Below are 15952 nucleotides of genomic sequence, written 5' to 3' on the forward strand. Positions count from 1 at the left end.
GGCATCATTCCTGCTGATCTCAGGCGAGACCACAGGGAGCCGGTTCAATGCGTGACACTTTCATGGAGCGTTTTGCCAGTGAATGGCCGATCGAGGCACGGCAGAAGTTTCGCCGCCAGCCTGCCGTCGTGCGCCACAATTATCACGAACATCATTTGTTCTCCGATATGGCACTGGCGGCTTTGATCGAGCGGCATCCGCGCGATCTGATCGATTTTTGTACGATGGGTGAGGATGCGACCGATCATGACAGCTGGCGTGGCGGCGATCCGGGCGCGCTGAGCGGGATGGAATTGATCGAGGCTGTGCGGCATGGAAAGCTGTGGATCAATCTGCGGCACGCGATGGATTTGGACGAGCAATACCGGCCCATCTACGAGGCCATGCTCGGCGACATGAAACGCGCCAATCCGGGGTTTCGGCCGCTGTCCGCCGAGGCGGGGATTCTGATCTCCTCACCGATAGCACAGGTCTTTCTGCATTCGGACGTGTCGGAGACCATGCTGTGGCACCTGCGCGGCGTGAAGCGCTTCCGCGCCTATCCGCCAAAACTGCCCTACCTCAATACCGACAGTGTTGAAGCCGTACTGCACCGTGACGCGGTTGAGGACGTGCCGTTCAACCCGGCCTGGGACAAGGACGCCTTCACCATCGACCTGCATCCGGGCATGGCCATCAATTGGCCGCTGCATGCCCCGCACCGGGTCGAGAACCAGTCGGGCATCAATGTTTCTGTGCCGTTCGATATCTCGACGCCGCAATCGCGCCGGCAGAATGCGGTTCTCTATGCCAACGGCCTGCTGCGCCGCCACTTCGGCTGGGTGCCAGCCTCGACCTCGACCGACGGTCTGACCGCGTTGGCGAAACAAATGCTGACGGCAGCGGTCAAGCTGCGGCTCAAATATTTCCCTGCGCCGGACAAGCCGATGCCCAAGAGCGAGACGACTTTCGATATTGATCCCACCGCGCCGCATGGTTTCACCGATCGCCAGGCTGCATAACGCAGCGGCCAGCGCCATGGCTTTGACGGGGGCGGGGATTCACCCTAACCGATAGGCATGGTTATGCATCTCATCAAGCTCTGTGTCGGCGTGAAGGAAATCGATCAGCTCGAGGCCTCGATTCAGCGCGAAACCGCGGCGCGGCGCGCGGCCGGGGAGCCGGAAGTGACGGTCCATGTCACGCGTATGATGCCCTCACGCAAGGACGAGATCGAGGCGGGCGGCTCGCTTTACTGGGTGATCAATGGTGCCGTGCAGTGCCGTTCCGAGATTATCGCGCTGGAACAGATCCAGGGCGAGGACGGTATCAAGCGTTGCGCCATCATCATGTCGCCGGACGTGATCCGCACCTCACCATCACCGAAACGGCCATTCCAGGGCTGGCGCTACCTCAAACCGGAGGACGCGCCGCGTGACCTTACAGGGCCCGGTGAGGGCGGTGCAGGGCTTCCTGATGATCTCAGGGCGCGGTTGATGGAAATCGGCGCCTGGTAGCGTCTATTCGTCGTTGGCGGGCAGGCGGATCTCGTACAGCGCAGGCCATAACTTGCCGGTGACATAGATCTGACCGGTCTCGCTATTCCAGGCAATGCCGTTGGCGACCGCATCGCGCGGGTCATCAAGATTGGCGGGTATCAATGCCGTCAAATCGATCAGGCCGGTCACGTTGCCGGTTTGCGGATCGATCCGGACAATGGTGCTCGTCTGCCAGATATTGGCCCAGATCTCGCCATCTACCCATTCCAGCTCATTGATTCGCCGCACCGGACGGCCATTGATCGTGACGTCGAGCGTGTCGGTCTGCTCGCGCGTTTCCGGGTTGAGAAAGCGCAATTGCGGCGAGCCGTCGCTGAGGATCAGGCGAGTGCCATCGGTGGTCAGTCCCCAGCCTTCACCGGGATAGGTGAATTGGTCGAGTAATTCGAACGTACTGGCATCAAACACGAACCCGGTTTCTGAAACCCAGCTGAGCATGAATATCCTGTCGCCGATCCTCGTGCTGCCTTCGCCAAAAATGGGCGGGTTTATATTGACCTGTTGCAGCACGCCGCCGGTCTCCAGATCGACACGCCGCAGGTTTGAGTCGCCAACCTGACCTGTGCTTTCGAACAGGGCGCCGTCATGGATGAACAGGCCTTGTGTGAAAGCCGCCGCGTCATGGGGATAGGTGGCGACGATCTCCGGCTGTTGCAGTTGCGGCGAGGCCGACTGGGCGCAAGCGATCAGCGGTGTGGACAGCCAGGCCAACAGGGCGAGTGGGAGGAGAGGTTTCAAGTGTCGCAATATCCAGATCGTGTAACCGAGGTTCAGCTTAGCGCCAATTCGGGCGTCAGGAAGGCAGGGCTGCACAATTGTCGATCAGCCGCGTCGTGCCGAGCCGGATGGCGGCCAGCACCCGCGCCGAGGCTCGCAGCCTGCCTGGCGGCAGCGGCGCGAGGGTGTCGGCACAGCGTGCCTCGATATAATCGACCTCATCGAAGCCGGTTTGGCATGCGTTCAGCGCCGTCAATCGAGCCGTTTCGATCGATTGGCCCGCTTGCAAATCGGCGGCGAATTGCTTGAGGATCACATTGAGATGGCCAGCCTTCTGGCGCTCTGGCGGCGTCAGATAGGCATTGCGCGAAGACAGGGCGAGCCCGTCGGCTTCGCGCACGGTCTCGCCAGCGATGATGTTGACCCCGAGATCGAGATCACGTGCCAGCTGCCGGATCACCAGCAATTGCTGATAATCCTTCTCGCCGAACACCGCGACATCAGGGCGAACCTGGTTGAGCAATTTGGCAACGACTGTGGCGACGCCGTTGAAAAAATGTGGCCGCGTCACACTCTCCAGCCCCTCGGCCGGGCCGGTCATCGAGATCGAGGTGGCAAAGCCGTCCGGGTAGATGGCCTCGTTGGTGGGCAGATAGATCAGGTCGCAGCGCGCTTCGGTCAGCTTCTGCGAGTCTTCGATCACCGTGCGCGGATAGGCCTCGAAATCCTCGCCGGGTGCGAATTGGGCCGGGTTGACGAAAATGCTCGCCACGACCCGGTCGCACTGCGCCTTGGCAAGCTGGACCAGGGCGAGATGGCCCTTGTGCAGGGCGCCCATCGTCGGCACGAAGCCGACGCTCAGTCTTTCCTCACGCCAGCCGCGGATGCGGGTGCGCAGGGCCGAGACCGTTGTGGCATGGGGGATTTGCAGATTGAGCATGGGGGCACCGGGAAACTGTCGGCCATCGGCATAATCATAAGCGATGAGGGAGGCAAGCGGTGCGACTCGGTCTAGACGGATTGCCATGAAAAATTTGGCTCTTCTCTTCGCCAGCGCGACACTCCTGTCTGGATTGGCCGGCTGCGCTACGACGACCGATGTGCCGGAAGCGGCGATTGTGCCACCGATCGCACAAACCCAGGATGCCCGCATCGCCGACATCACGGCGCGGGAACTGGATCGCCGGGCCCGTTATGAGCCGGAAAGCCTGGCTGCGGTCGCGCCGCAATTGCGCGCCCTGGCACTGGCGTTGGCCGGACCCGCGGCTGCAGACGAGAACGCATCCGCTGCGCCGGAGCCGCTGGCGGCCGCGCCCGAGGACATGCTGACAGCGCCGAGCCTGCTGCACGGTATCCATCTCGCATCCTACCGGACCCTGGCGCACACCAGTGCCGGCTGGGATGAATTGCGGGCCCGCTTCCCCGAGCAACTCGCCGGCCGCGAAGCGCGTGTTGAAGCGGTGACGATACCGGATCGCGGCGATTTTCTGCGTTTGGAGGCGGGGCCTTATGATAGCCTGGCGGCAGCGCGTGCGGCCTGTGTTGTTATCGAGCAGGCCGGCGAATACTGCCTTCCGGTAGACTTTTCCGGTCGCCCACTGGTCGATCTCGATCCGGGCATGGCACACTGACAGTATCGCCTGCTTGATTTTGTGTCGCGCTGCGGGCGCGCGGACTAGGCTGCCGGAACGATGACCACACACTCTGCATTCAAACTCCCCTCGAGGCCGATTGGCCGCGTCCGCGACGGCGCCCGCGAAGCGCATCTGATTGTCGTTGGCAATGAGAAGGGCGGCGCTGGTAAGTCGACTGTCGCGATGCATCTGGCCGTCGCTCTGATGCGGATGGGCAAACGCGTGGGTGCGGTCGATCTCGATCTGCGGCAGCGCACGTTCACACGCTATCTCGGCAACCGGACCATCTGGTGCGAAAAGCACGGCGTCGAGCTGCCGCGCGCCGCCGAGATCGCCTTGGCACCCAGCGCCCAGCGCGATCTTGATATCGCCGAGATGGAGGAAACCGAGCGCTTTTCCGACGCGCTGAGTGATCTCAAATCGCGCACCGAATTCATCGTCATCGACGCGCCCGGCGCCGATACGCTGTATTCGCGTCTCGCGCATTCAGCCGCCGACACCATCGTCACGCCGGTCAATGACAGCTTCGTCGATTTCGACCTGCTCGCCGAGATCGACCCGGACACTTTCCAGGTCGGACGGCCCAGCGTTTACAGCGAGATGGTCTGGGAGTGCCGCAAGCGCAAGGCAGCGCTGGAGAAGCGCTCGATCGACTGGGTGGTGATGCGCAATCGCGTCTCCATGCTCGACGCCCGCAACAAGCGGCGCGTCGGCGAGGGGTTGAAAATGCTGTCGCAGCGGATCGGTTTCCGTCTGGCGCCCGGCTTTGCCGAGCGGGTGATCTATCGTGAGCTGTTTCCGCTGGGGCTGACCCTGCTCGATCTGACCGAGAGCGGCTCGACTATCCCCTTCACGATGAGCCATGTCGCGGCCCGGCAGGAATTGCGTGACCTGTTGATTGTGCTCAAGCTTTCGGGGCTGCAAGGGCAGCCCATCCCGTTCTGATATGGCGGGTTTTGCACTCGGCATCCTCGCCCTCGCCGGCTTTCTCGCAGTCGGCTGGTGGTTCTCGCGCCAGAAGACGGCACACGCCTCACGCATCGTGCGCATGCTGCTGGGCGGCGGTGCCCTGTTGGCCGGGGTAATGCTGGCCCTGCGCGGCGCCATGCCGCTGGGCATCCCGATCGGATTGTTCGGGCTGGGCATGTTGGGTATTGCGATCAATGCGCCCGGCCAAAACGGCTCGCAACGTCCGGGTCCGCCACCAACGACCGGGGCGATGAGCTTGGCCGATGCCCGTGAAATTCTTGGTGTTTCGGCCGATGCGACGCGCGAGGAAATTCGCCACGCCCATCGTCAATTGATGAAGAAGCTTCATCCCGACACCGGCGGCTCGGCCGGGCTCGCGCGCCAGGTCCAGGAAGCGCGCGACGTGTTGCTGGCTGCGCTTGACGACTGACTGGCTCGGGCCGGAAGCGCGCTTTATTGCCTGACGCACGAAAAAGTTGTATTCACACCCTCTGTCTTCGGAGGTTGGGGCGATGAAACATTCGACCGACATGGCCGTCAGAGGCCGGTCTGTTGCACGCGATCTGTTCGGCAAGCGATCACGGGCGGACACAACGCCCGACGCCAACACGCAAACGCTGGCGCTCGATCTGCGGGAAATGAGTGAGCGGGCGTTTCGCGCCGGTCTGGGACGGTGCAGCAGCCTGATCGAAGTCGCGGCGCTGATGGTCGAGCTGGAAGGCTCGGCGTTGGATCAGGACGAATTCGACATCTGAAGCAGCCCGCCCGGCAGGACATCAATTTTTCCCTCCATTTCCAGTTCCAACAGTATCGCTCGAATCTGGCCGACGGGGATAGCGGCCTGGCGGGCCAATTCGTCAGCAGAGATCGGGGTGGGGGATAACAGCGCTTTGACCCGGTCCGCTGTAGCGGCTGGTGGCGTGGGTTCGACCTGTTCAAACTCGGCCTGTTCGAACTCGCTGGCATCGGGCTCAAGAGCGTCGAAATCGAAGGCATCGGCCTCATCCTTGAGGCCGCTGCCTGCAAGGCCGGGCCGGGGCGCTTCGGGTTGGATCGCTGGGGTGTTTTCCAATATCGCCAAAACATCTTCAACGCTTTCAATCAGATGCGCCCCGTCGCGCAGCAATTGATTGCCGCCCCTCGCACGCGGATCGAGCGGTGAACCGGGCACGGCCATCACGTCGCGGCCCTGTTCGGCGGCGAAGCGGGCGGTGATGAGCGAGCCGGATTTCAACGCCGCTTCAACCACTAACACTCCGAGCGACAGGCCGGAGATCAGCCGATTGCGGCGCGGAAAATCACGCGCCGTCGGCAGGGTGCCGAGCGGTACTTCGGAGACCAGCAACCCCTGCCTGGCGATGGCGTGGTGCAGCTCGTAATGCTCTGGTGGATATATGTAATCCAGACCGCCCGCGAGGACGGCGATGGTGCCGGTCTCCAGCGCTCCGGCATGGGCGGCGCCATCAATGCCGCGCGCCAGTCCGGAGACAATCACGACGCCGGCTGAGCCCAGACCATGGGCCAATTCGCGGCAAAAGCGCAGGCCGGCGGCCGAGGCATTGCGCGCTCCAACCATGGCACAGCAAGGCTGGGCGGCCAGTTCGAGCCGACCTTTGACGAGGATAAGTGGCGGCGGTGCGGGGATACAGGCGAGGGTGTGGGGATAATCGACTTCGCAGCGGGCGAGAAGACGCACGCCGGCGCGGTCAATGGCGTCGAGTTCGGCTTCGGCGGCACTGCGTGGAGGGATGTTGGGGCGGGACGATCCGCGTGTCCTGGCAAGGCCGGGCAGGGCGTCGATGGCGGCTTCGGCGCTGCCGAAACGGGCGAGCAATTTGGCAAAACCGACCGGGCCGATGCGCGGCGTTCTTGCCAGGCGCAACCAGTCACATCGCTCGCTATAACTGAGTTCTTCCGGCCTCACTGGCCCTCCGAATCTGCCCCGCTTTCAGCTGTCGTTGAGTTACCGCTGGTCTTTCGCCCGACACGCGGTTCCTTGCCGTTCAGTATCCGTTCGATATTCGCCCGATGCAGCCAATAGATCAGCACGGCCAGAAGCCCGGTCATGATCGCGACATCGACGCGCCCGAGGACAAGTGCTGCGATCGGTGCCGCCAGTGCCGCGACGAGGGCGCCGAGCGAGGACATGCGGAAGATCGCAAACGTGATCAGCCAGGTGGCGATCACGGCCAGCCCGACCGGCCAGGCGACGACCAGCACCGTGCCGACGAAAGTCGCCATGCCCTTGCCGCCCTTGAATTTGAGCCAGACCGGAAAGCAATGGCCGGCGAAAGCGGCGGCGCCAGCGACCAGGCCAGCTGTGGTGCCGAAATAATGCCCAAAGAGCGCCGCAGCGAATCCGGCCTTGCCGGCATCGAGCAGCAAGGTTGCCAGCGCCAGATCCTTGCGGCCGGTGCGCAACACATTGGTGGCGCCGATATTGCCCGAGCCGATGGCGCGGATATCGCCGAGCCCGGCCATTTTCGTGATCACCAGGCCGAACGGGATAGAGCCGAGCAGATAGCCGTCAAAGGCCGCAAAGATATAGAGGCCCGCATTCATGATCATCTCACCGGTCATATCGCTTTACCCGTCATGGTTGTGCAACATTACGCCAGCGACGAAGGTTTGCAAGACCCGGCCCTGGAAACGTCGTCCTGACCAGGCGCAATTGGCGCGCGGCGAGGCGAGGGCGTCGGCATCGACCACCCAGGGGATATCGCCATCGACCAGGATCAGATCGGCTGGAGCCCCGGCAGCGATGCGGCCCTGGGGCAGGCCAAGCAGGTCGGCGGGGCCGCTGGTCAAGACGCGCAGGGCATCGATCAGCTCCAGCTGGTCGTCATGTACGAGGCCGAGCATGGCCCCGAGCAGGGTCTCGACGCTGAGGCTGCCGGCAATCGCCAGCGCGAAGGGCTCGCCCTTGTCGTCGAAGGGCGTGGGGCGGTGATCGGAGACGACGGCATTGATCTCGCCATTGATGACGGCTTCGATCAAGGCGCGGCGATCCATTTCCGAACGCAGCGGCGGATCCATCCGGAAGGCACTATCGAGATCGCCGGCATCGGTCTCGTTGAGCGTCAAATGCGCGACGGCGACTGTCGCCGCGATTTCGATATCTCGGCTGCGGACATGGCGCAGCGCGTCAAGCCCGGCCTCCGTTGAAAGTCGATCTATCAGCAATTTACCGCCGGAGAGTTCGGCCAAGCTGGCATCGCGCTCAATCGCGATGCGCTCGGAGATGGCGGGCTCGGAGGGCAGGCCCATCCGCGCCGACCAGTCGCTTTCCAGCGCCACCGTGCCGATGGACAGCTCGGCATCGGCGGGGCGCGAGGCGAGCCAGAAATCGAACTGGCTGGAATAGCTCAGCACGCGGCGCAATATGCGGCTGTCGCCGATCGGTCGGTCGCCATTGCCAACCATCACCGCACCGCAGCGCGCCAGCAGCCCGATCTCGGCCATCTGCTCGCCCGCCAGACCGACCGTCGCCGCACCGGCAGCGAGGAAGCGCACGCCGTGATCGCCGAAGGAGCGCACCAGCGATGCAAGACTGTCGGGGCTGTCATTGGGTATACGTGTATTGGGGGCCAGCATCAGTGTGCCGACACCGCCGCGCGCGGCACCGGCGGCGAGCGAGGCCAGGGTCTCGCCATCGGGGGTGAGGCCGGGCTCCTTGGCTGCACGCAGATCGATCAGCGCCGGGGCGAGGATGCGGCCGCGTGCGTCAATGATCTCGTCGCAGGCATCGATATCGATATCCGGCCCGGCTTCGATGATGATGCCGTCCTCGACCACGACGCCGCCAGGCCCGTCATAATCACTGGCCGGATCGACCAAGCGCGCATTGATGATGGCAAACATCATGATCCATATCCCTTGCGGATATTGGTGCCGATCAGCTCCAGCATCGCCATCCGGATCGCAACGCCGCTTTCGACCTGGTCGAGGATGAGGCTGATCTCGGGGTCATCGGCGAGGCGGGTATGGATTTCGACGCCGCGATTCATCGGCCCCGGATGCAGGACCAGCACGTCGGGCGAGGCGACCTCAAGCCGTTCATGCGTCAGCCCGAACAGGTGGAAGAATTCACGTTCCGACGGCACGAAACCGCCGGTCATGCGCTCTTTTTGCTGCCGCAGCGCCATCACCGCATCACAGCCGATCAGGGCCTCGTCGAGATCATGGAACACCTCGACGCCCCATTGATCGACATCGGTCGGCAACAGGGTCGGCGGCGCACACAGGCGGATCTCTGCACCGAGAATATTCAAGAGGCCGATATTCGAGCGCGCGACGCGGGAATGCAGGATATCGCCGACGATCAGGATCCGCCGTCCGCCAACCGAGCCCCAACGCTGGGCCAGGGTGAAGCTGTCGAGAAGGGCCTGGGTCGGGTGTTCATGCATGCCGTCGCCGGCATTGATCACCGACAGCCCGGTCGCCTCGGCGAGGAATTTCGGTGCCCCGGTCGCCGGATGGCGCACCACGAGAATATCCGGCCGCATCGCCGCCAAAGTCCGCGCCGTATCCGACAGGCTCTCGCCCTTCGAGGTCGAGGAGTGGGCCATCGCGAAATTGACGACATCGGCGCCCAGCCGCTTGCCCGCCATCTCGAAACTGCCTTGAGTCCGCGTCGACGCTTCGAAGAAGAGGTTGAGCACCGTCAGCCCACGCAGCTCGTCCGACGATTTGTCCGACGTCCGGTTGCGCTTGAGGAAGTGTTCGGCGCGCTCAAAAATGATCGCAATATCAACGGGGTTGAGGTCAGCCACCGAAAGCAGGTGACGGTGAGGAAAGTCGTAGGAAAATTCCGCGCGGCTCATCCCGCCTCCCGCTTAAAGCGACCCGTTGAAGGGGTCGGCGCGGTATAGGCGGCGGGGGGCGTGGTGGCAAGGGGGGAGGCGGGCCCTATCCTAAATTCCCCCAACGCGTTGTCGTTCCGGCCGGACGCCCGGACTTTGTCCGGGCGCAGGGCCGGGACCTACCCACTATTCCAACTGGAGATTCGGGTAGGTCCCGGATCTGCGCCCCGCATTCGCGGGGCATCCGTCCGGGATGACAAGTTTTTGATTGTTGGGGAGAAAACGGAAGGGCCTCACCGCCCGCCCAGGCATGCCGCCAGCGCTTTCGCTACTGGCAGATCATCGAGCGGGCCGTCGATGCGGCGCACCAGGGCGGCGACTTCGTCGGCGCTGAGCGGGTTGCCGCGGTGCAGGCCGACCAGGGCGGTGGCGTAGTCGCGGTCGAATTCGGGGTGGGGCTGCAAGCTGATGGCAGCGCCATTGTCGTAGACCAGGCCGGCATGGGGGCAGCCGGGCGCGGCGAGGAAGGTGGTGGCGCAGGTGGGCGGTGAGATGACCTGGTCCTGATGGCTGGCGAGCAGGGCGATTGTCTCGGGCAAATCGTCGAAACAGGCCGGGCGGTCGTCGGTGAAGCGATAGATCTGGCGGCCTAATTGCCAGCCATTGGGGGCGAGGCGGACATCGCCGCCGAGCGCATCGGCGAGGATCTGGTGACCGAAACAGACGGCGAGCATCGGCGTTTTGGCGGCATAGGCGGCGCGGATGAACTCGCGCAGCGGTTCGATCCAGACGGGGCTGTCATAGACGCCGTATTTCGACCCGGTGATGACGATGCCATCCAGCGTGGCCGGATCGGGGAAGGGATCGCCATCGAGCACCAGCACGGTCTGCCACTCGATATCGGCACCGGCTGCGGCGAACAGAGACTGGAATTGCGGCGGATAGCGTTCGAATTGGCTGCGCAGGCGCGAACTGGTTTCGTCGATCTGAATCAGGGTCAGGCGCATCGGCGACTCATGGCGTGGGCAAGTGGACAGCCCTATTTAGCGCGGTGCTGTGGGGGAGCAAGACTGATTTGCTCGCGCTAAATAGGGCCGATCCGTTGGGGGCGGTTATGCGGCGCGGACCGTATTGAGGAATTGGCTCACTTCGGCCTGCAGCTTGTCGGAGTGCTGCTTCAACGTTGATGCTGCCGTGCCGACGGTTTCAGCGACCGAGGCCGATTCCGCTGCCGAGGTCTGGACCGCGTCAATATCGTCGGAGACTGACCGGGCACCAGCCGCCGCCTGCTGGGCCGCCGCCGAGATCTCGGAAGTGGCGGCGGTCTGTTCCTCGACAGCGCTCGCCAGCGCATTAGAGGTCTGGTCGATCTCGGCAATGCGGGAAATAATCTCGCGGGTCGATGCGATGGCGTCATTGGCGGTGCCGCCGATCTTTTGCAAATGATTGCCGATCTGCTCGGTGAGGGCCTGGGTCCGTTCTGCGAGTTTCTTCACTTCGCTCGCCACCACAGCAAATCCCTTGCCGGCTTCTCCGGCCCGGGCGGCTTCGATTGTGGCGTTGAGGGCGAGCAGATTGGTCTGCTCGGCGACGCCGCTGATCGACTGGACGATCGTATCGACGCCGTTGATGGCATCGGTCAGCCGGTCGAGATTACGGGAACTCTCGTCGGCATGCTTGCTCGACGAACGCGCCGCATCGGCCGAGGCCGAAACCTGGTTTGCGACCTCCAGAATTGAAGCGGTCAATTCCTCCGTCGCTGCGGCGATGGATCCGACGCCTGCGCTTGCCTGTTCCGCCGCTGCGGCGACCGACGAAGATCGCGCGCCGGTGGCTTCGACGACGCCGGTGAGTTCTCGGGCATTGCCTTGCAGGGCGCTTGAAGCGGCGGCGAGCGCCTCAATCACAGCGCCGACCGATTGTTCAAACATGTCGGCAACTTGGCCTGTGGCATCGCGCCGGTCCTGCCGGGCTTGCTGTTCTGCGGCGCTGATACGGGCCGCAAAGTAGAAGCCCATCGCGATTGCGGCCGCTGTTCCAAGCGCACTGACGATGAAAATCGTCCATTCGGCGCGGCTGGCGTCGCGCTCCGATTGCGGCCCGAGCGTGTCTTGACGATCAACCGTTTCGGCGCGCCGTGTGGCGGCATCGTCGGCGATCTCTTCTCCGATGGCATCGATCCGGTCGAGATAGCCGTTACGGGCCTCTACGGCATCGGCGGCAGCGCCGAAGCTCTGTTCGAAACGCGTATAATTCTGCTGCGCTGTTCGAATGCGGGCCAATAGCTGGGGATCGATGGTGTGAGCCGTGAGTTCGGCGAAAGCCGCTCGGGTCTCTTCGACGTCCTGGCGTACGCGGTCTGCCGCCGAACTGTCGGTCACGCCGAGGAAGCGGTCGGCATCGATTCGGGTGAGCAGGATATCCTGGTCGATCGTGGTGGCGTAGAGTGCGGTTTCCGTATCGCCGGCGGCGCGGGCGACGGCGATGACTTCTGCCATGGCTTGCCGGGCGGCCTGTTCCGCTGCGGTGAGGCTGTTCATCGACGCATTGCGGATTTCAAGTTGTTGAACGGCAGCCCTGAACGCGTTGCGGTAATCCTGAGTCAGTTCGCCGCTTGTTGCGAGTTCGGAGCTCTCCAGATCGACGATGAGGTGTTCAACGGCGGCCTCGAAATCGGCGGCCCGCTCTGTCGAGCCGACCGCGCGCCAGCGGGATTCGGCGAGTGCGGTCGCGCCGAGATCGATCACCACCGCATTGACCCCGAGGCTGGCGTGTGCGGCGTCTCGGTAGCTCTTGAAAATATTCGCTAAACTAGCGGTTCCAAAATACCCGAACGTACCGATGATGGCAGAAATCAAGCCCAATAAAAGGAAGGCGGCGAGCATGGTCTGGCGGGAGGTGAGCTTCGGCACGGTTCTCTCCTGAGGTTGTGTAGTAGGATGAAACGCCTCAACTGATTGCCCTCTGGTTAATAATAATATATTATGCACGCTATAATAGTATGGGTGGTGACGGGTTTCCGGGCGCCGCCCTGCCAGGGTCATGCGACCTTTCAGGCTTTACCCCAACAGCCAGAGCCAGAACGGAATGGTGATGAAGCAGAACAGGGTCGAAGCGGTGATGTCGCCGGCGGAATAGGGCGCGTCGCCGCCCATTTGCTGGGCCAGGACATAGGCCGAGCCGGCGCCGGGCGAGGAGCCGGTCAGCAGCAGGATGGTCAAGGGGATGCCCTCCAGCCCCATCGCGCGGCCGATGCCGTAGAAGACCACCGGGCCAACCATCAGTTTAAGAAACACAGACAGGGCGAGCAGGCGTGGCCGGGCGCGCATGGTGGTGAAGCTGAGGCCCGCACCGACCGAGAGCAGGATCAGCGGCAGCGCCGCTTGGCCGAGCAGCGACATGGTGTCGGCGATCGGCACCGGCACCGGGATATGGGCGACATTGACGATGCCTCCGGCAACCGAGCCGATGATCAGCGGATTGGTGACCATGCGATAGGCAATCGAGCCGAGTTTGGGCGAAGCGCCTTCGCCCCACACCGCCAGGGCGGCAACGCACTCCATATTCACCAGTGGGATCGAGACCACCATCACCAGCGCCACCAGGATCTCGCCCTGATCACCGAACAGGGCAATGCCGAGCGCCAGGATTAGCAGACCATTCCAGCGGCACACCGCCTGGAAAACGCTGGTATAGGTCGGGTCGGGCACGCGCAGCAGCGGTTTGATCGCGAGCATGATGACGGCCATCGCCATGAAACCGAGCACGGCCGCACCGAGGAAGGGCCCGAGCGTGATCGCCGAGAGGTCGGCGCGGGAAATGGCGGTGAATAGAAGCGGCGGGGACAGGCCCAGATAGGCCAAGCGCGAAACGGGGCCCCAGCTATTGTCGGGCAGAAGGCCGGTGCGGCGCAGGGCCCAGCCGACGGCAATGACGCCAAAGATCGGAAACAGGGAAGTGAGGACCACATCCATCGATCAAATATGCTCCAGCCGGTCGAGCACGCTGCGCAATATATTCGCCGCCGCGTGTGCGTCGATCACTTCCTTGCGGCGCTCGCGGCGCATGCCGGCGGCGATCAGCGCTTCTGTGGCCTCGAAGGTCGAAAGGCGTTCATCTTGGAAGATGATCGGGATATCGCGCAACCCTAAGAGATTGCGCGCCAAAGCCCGCGAGGACTGGGCCCGTGCGCCTTCACTGCCGTCCATGTTATAAGGCAGGCCGATCACCAGGCCGACGGCCTTGCGCTCGTCATAGAGCTTGAAGATGCGCGCTGCGTCATGCGTGAATTTGGTGCGCTGGATCGTTTCCACCGGCGTGGCGAGGCCGCGCGTCGCACCGCAGGCCGCGACGCCAATCGTCTTGGAGCCCGGATCGAGCGCCAGGAGCGGGCCTTGTGGCAGGTCTGGAAGGTCGATCAGCGCCATGCCGTCGAAATGCTCTGTGACACTTTCGCCGTCAAGCTTTCTTGCACCTGCGAAGGCGTGTTGCTACTCAGTCGGCATTGATTGTCCGGAGCTGATTTATGTCCGTCACCGCAGATGATGTGCGCCGCATTGCCCGGCTGGCACGCCTTGCCGAACCGAAAGACCGTATCGACACGCTGGTCGGCGAGTTGAACGGGATACTCGACTGGATCAAACAGCTCGACGAGGTCGATATCGAAGGCGTCGAGGCGATGACGACGCCGGTCAAATTCCCGCTGCCGCAGCGCGATGACGTCGTCAATGATGGCGGTGTCCGCGACAAGGTGCTGGCCAATGCGCCCAGCAGCGAAGACGGATTTTTCGTTGTGCCCAAGAGCGTGGAATAGATAGTGATGAGCGATCTTCTCAAACTCTCCCTTGCAGACGTCACCGCCAAGTTGCGGGCGCGCGATGTTTCCGCCACCGAATTGGCCAAGGAAGCACTCGCCGCCGCCCAATCAGCCCAGGGCGCGCTGAATGCTTTCACCGCCTTTGACGAAGCCAAGACGCTGGCGATGGCGAAAGCCTCCGACGAGCGTCTGGCGCGTGGCGAGGGCGGGCTGCTGGAAGGCGCGCCTTTGGCGGTCAAGGATCTGTTCGCGGTTGAAGGCGTCTCGACGACGGCCTCCTCGAATATCCTCAAGGGTTTCAAACCGCCCTATGAGAGCTCGGTGACCCGCTCCTGGTGGGATAATGGCGGCGTCTTCCTGTGCAAGACCTCGATGGACGAGTTTGCGATGGGCTCGTCGAACGAGACCTCCAATACCGGCCCGGTCAGCAATCCCTGGAAGGGCGCCAAGGGCGAGACCCTGACGCCGGGCGGCTCGTCGGGCGGTTCGGCCGCCGCGGTTGCCGCTGATCTTTGCTTTGGCGCCAATGGCACCGATACCGGCGGTTCAATCCGCCAGCCGGCTTCCTTTACCGGCACGGTGGGCGTGAAGGGCACGTATGGCCGCACCTCGCGCTGGGGCGCGATTGCCTTTGCCTCCTCGCTCGATCACCCCGGCCCGTTTGCCAAGACGGTCAAGGATGGCGCCATGCTGTTGCAGGCGATGTCGGGCCATGATCCCAAGGATTCGACCTCGCTGCCGAATGACGTGCCCGATTTCGTCGCTGCTTGTGGCCGTTCGGTCAAAGGGTTGCGCATCGGCGTGCCGAAGGAATATCGCGTCGATGGCATGCCCGACGAAATCGAGAAGGTCTGGCAGCAAGGCATTGAATGGCTGAAAGCCGCTGGCTGCGAGATCGTCGATATCTCGCTGCCGCACACCAAATACGCCCTGCCGGCCTATTACATTGTCGCGCCGGCGGAAGCCTCCTCCAACCTCGCCCGCTATGACGGCATGCGTTATGGCAATCGCATCGAAGGCAAGGACCTGACCGAGACCTATGAGAAGACCCGCGCCGCCGGTTTCGGCACCGAGGTCCAGCGCCGCATCATGATCGGCACCTATGTGCTCTCGGCCGGCTATTACGACGCCTATTATTTGCGGGCCCAGAAAGTGCGCACACGCATTCTGCAGGATTTCGACCAGGCTTTCGAAAGGGTCGATGCGATCCTGACGCCTTCGGCGCCGTCGGCGGCTTTCCCGCTGGGGTCCAAGTCGAATGATCCGATCGCGATGTATCTCAATGACGTCTTCACCGTGACCGCCAATCTGGCCGGTGTGCCCGCCATGTCCGTGCCCGCCGGGCTCGACAAGGATGGCCTGCCGCTGGGGCTGCAGATCATCACCAAGGCGCTCGACGAGGAGACCATGTTCACGGTGGGCTCGGCGCTCGAGGATTCGGCGGGCCTTACGGCCAAGCCGGCGAAGTGGTGGTAG

At 63.3% G+C, this 15952-nt stretch carries 18 protein-coding genes; 8 read left to right on the forward strand and 10 right to left on the reverse strand.

Annotation, left to right across the window (positions count from 1 at the left end; translation table 11 throughout):
* Positions 1-47 precede the first annotated feature (47 nt).
* Positions 48-1001, forward strand: a complete 954-nt coding sequence (locus AAC029_RS12460; protein WP_339748255.1) for a hypothetical protein — start codon at positions 48-50, stop codon at positions 999-1001.
* 57 nt (positions 1002-1058) lie between these two features.
* Positions 1059-1496, forward strand: a complete 438-nt coding sequence (locus AAC029_RS12465; RefSeq protein WP_339748257.1) for a DUF1489 domain-containing protein — start codon at positions 1059-1061, stop codon at positions 1494-1496.
* Positions 1497-1499: 3 nt separating this feature from the next.
* On the opposite strand, the gene AAC029_RS12470 is transcribed toward AAC029_RS12465, so the two are convergent.
* Together AAC029_RS12470 and panC are read right to left on the reverse strand one after the other, a co-directional pair.
* Entirely contained in the window at positions 1500-2276 is a 777-nt protein-coding gene (locus tag AAC029_RS12470) for a glutaminyl-peptide cyclotransferase (RefSeq protein ID WP_339748259.1), read from the reverse strand.
* A 55-nt stretch (positions 2277-2331) separates the two neighbouring features.
* Positions 2332-3282 (reverse strand): pantoate--beta-alanine ligase, encoded by a 951-nt coding sequence (panC, locus tag AAC029_RS12475; protein WP_339748261.1) that lies wholly within the window; start codon positions 3280-3282, stop codon positions 2332-2334.
* Between panC and AAC029_RS12480 the strand changes: the two genes are divergently transcribed.
* The 4 genes from AAC029_RS12480 to AAC029_RS12495 all read left to right on the forward strand — a co-directional run bounded on the left by AAC029_RS12480 (position 3281) and on the right by AAC029_RS12495 (position 5613).
* Complete coding sequence (locus tag AAC029_RS12480; protein ID WP_339748263.1) at positions 3281-3886, forward strand: hypothetical protein; 606 nt, start codon at positions 3281-3283, stop codon at positions 3884-3886. The genes panC and AAC029_RS12480 overlap by 2 nt on opposite strands.
* A 60-nt stretch (positions 3887-3946) precedes the next feature.
* Positions 3947-4834, forward strand: a complete 888-nt coding sequence (locus AAC029_RS12485) for a division plane positioning ATPase MipZ (RefSeq protein WP_339748265.1) — start codon at positions 3947-3949, stop codon at positions 4832-4834.
* A 1-nt stretch (position 4835) separates the two neighbouring features.
* Positions 4836-5288, forward strand: a complete 453-nt coding sequence (locus AAC029_RS12490) for a DnaJ domain-containing protein (protein WP_339748266.1) — start codon at positions 4836-4838, stop codon at positions 5286-5288.
* 82 nt (positions 5289-5370) lie between these two features.
* Positions 5371-5613 carry a hypothetical protein gene (locus tag AAC029_RS12495; RefSeq protein WP_339748268.1) on the forward strand — a complete coding sequence of 81 codons (243 nt, stop codon included), beginning with the start codon at positions 5371-5373 and terminating at the stop codon, positions 5611-5613.
* Here AAC029_RS12495 and dprA read toward each other — a convergent pair.
* The 8 genes from dprA to ruvX form a co-directional block, all read right to left on the reverse strand.
* Complete coding sequence (dprA, locus tag AAC029_RS12500) at positions 5592-6782, reverse strand: DNA-processing protein DprA (RefSeq protein WP_339748270.1); 1191 nt, start codon at positions 6780-6782, stop codon at positions 5592-5594. The two genes, AAC029_RS12495 and dprA, sit on opposite strands and share 22 nt — an antisense overlap.
* Positions 6779-7438: a glycerol-3-phosphate 1-O-acyltransferase PlsY gene (plsY, locus tag AAC029_RS12505; RefSeq protein ID WP_339748272.1), complete on the reverse strand. Its 660-nt coding sequence runs from the start codon at positions 7436-7438 to the stop codon at positions 6779-6781. Before plsY ends, dprA begins: the two co-directional genes overlap by 4 nt.
* Before the next feature lie 6 nt (positions 7439-7444).
* Positions 7445-8722: a dihydroorotase gene (locus tag AAC029_RS12510; RefSeq protein WP_339748274.1), complete on the reverse strand. Its 1278-nt coding sequence runs from the start codon at positions 8720-8722 to the stop codon at positions 7445-7447.
* On the reverse strand, positions 8719-9681 hold the full coding sequence (locus AAC029_RS12515; protein WP_339748276.1) for an aspartate carbamoyltransferase catalytic subunit: 963 nt from the start codon (positions 9679-9681) through the stop codon (positions 8719-8721). The genes AAC029_RS12510 and AAC029_RS12515 overlap by 4 nt, the downstream gene beginning before the upstream one ends.
* 272 nt (positions 9682-9953) lie before the next feature.
* Positions 9954-10667: a type 1 glutamine amidotransferase gene (locus AAC029_RS12520; RefSeq protein ID WP_339748278.1), complete on the reverse strand. Its 714-nt coding sequence runs from the start codon at positions 10665-10667 to the stop codon at positions 9954-9956.
* A gap of 105 nt (positions 10668-10772) precedes the next feature.
* On the reverse strand, positions 10773-12572 hold the full coding sequence (locus AAC029_RS12525; protein WP_339748280.1) for a methyl-accepting chemotaxis protein: 1800 nt from the start codon (positions 12570-12572) through the stop codon (positions 10773-10775).
* A 147-nt stretch (positions 12573-12719) separates the two neighbouring features.
* Complete coding sequence (locus tag AAC029_RS12530; protein ID WP_339748282.1) at positions 12720-13634, reverse strand: AEC family transporter; 915 nt, start codon at positions 13632-13634, stop codon at positions 12720-12722.
* A gap of 3 nt (positions 13635-13637) precedes the next feature.
* The gene (gene ruvX, locus AAC029_RS12535) at positions 13638-14087 is read right to left on the reverse strand and encodes a Holliday junction resolvase RuvX (protein ID WP_339748284.1); all 450 of its coding nucleotides are present in this window, start codon (positions 14085-14087) and stop codon (positions 13638-13640) included.
* A gap of 98 nt (positions 14088-14185) precedes the next feature.
* On the opposite strand from ruvX, the gene gatC reads away from it, so the two are divergent.
* Positions 14186-14473 (forward strand): Asp-tRNA(Asn)/Glu-tRNA(Gln) amidotransferase subunit GatC, encoded by a 288-nt coding sequence (gatC, locus tag AAC029_RS12540; protein ID WP_339748286.1) that lies wholly within the window; start codon positions 14186-14188, stop codon positions 14471-14473.
* A 6-nt stretch (positions 14474-14479) separates the two neighbouring features.
* Entirely contained in the window at positions 14480-15952 is a 1473-nt protein-coding gene (gatA, locus tag AAC029_RS12545) for an Asp-tRNA(Asn)/Glu-tRNA(Gln) amidotransferase subunit GatA (protein ID WP_339748288.1), read from the forward strand.

Source organism: uncultured Maricaulis sp. (assembly GCF_963975345.1).
GTDB lineage: Bacteria > Pseudomonadota > Alphaproteobacteria > Caulobacterales > Maricaulaceae > Maricaulis.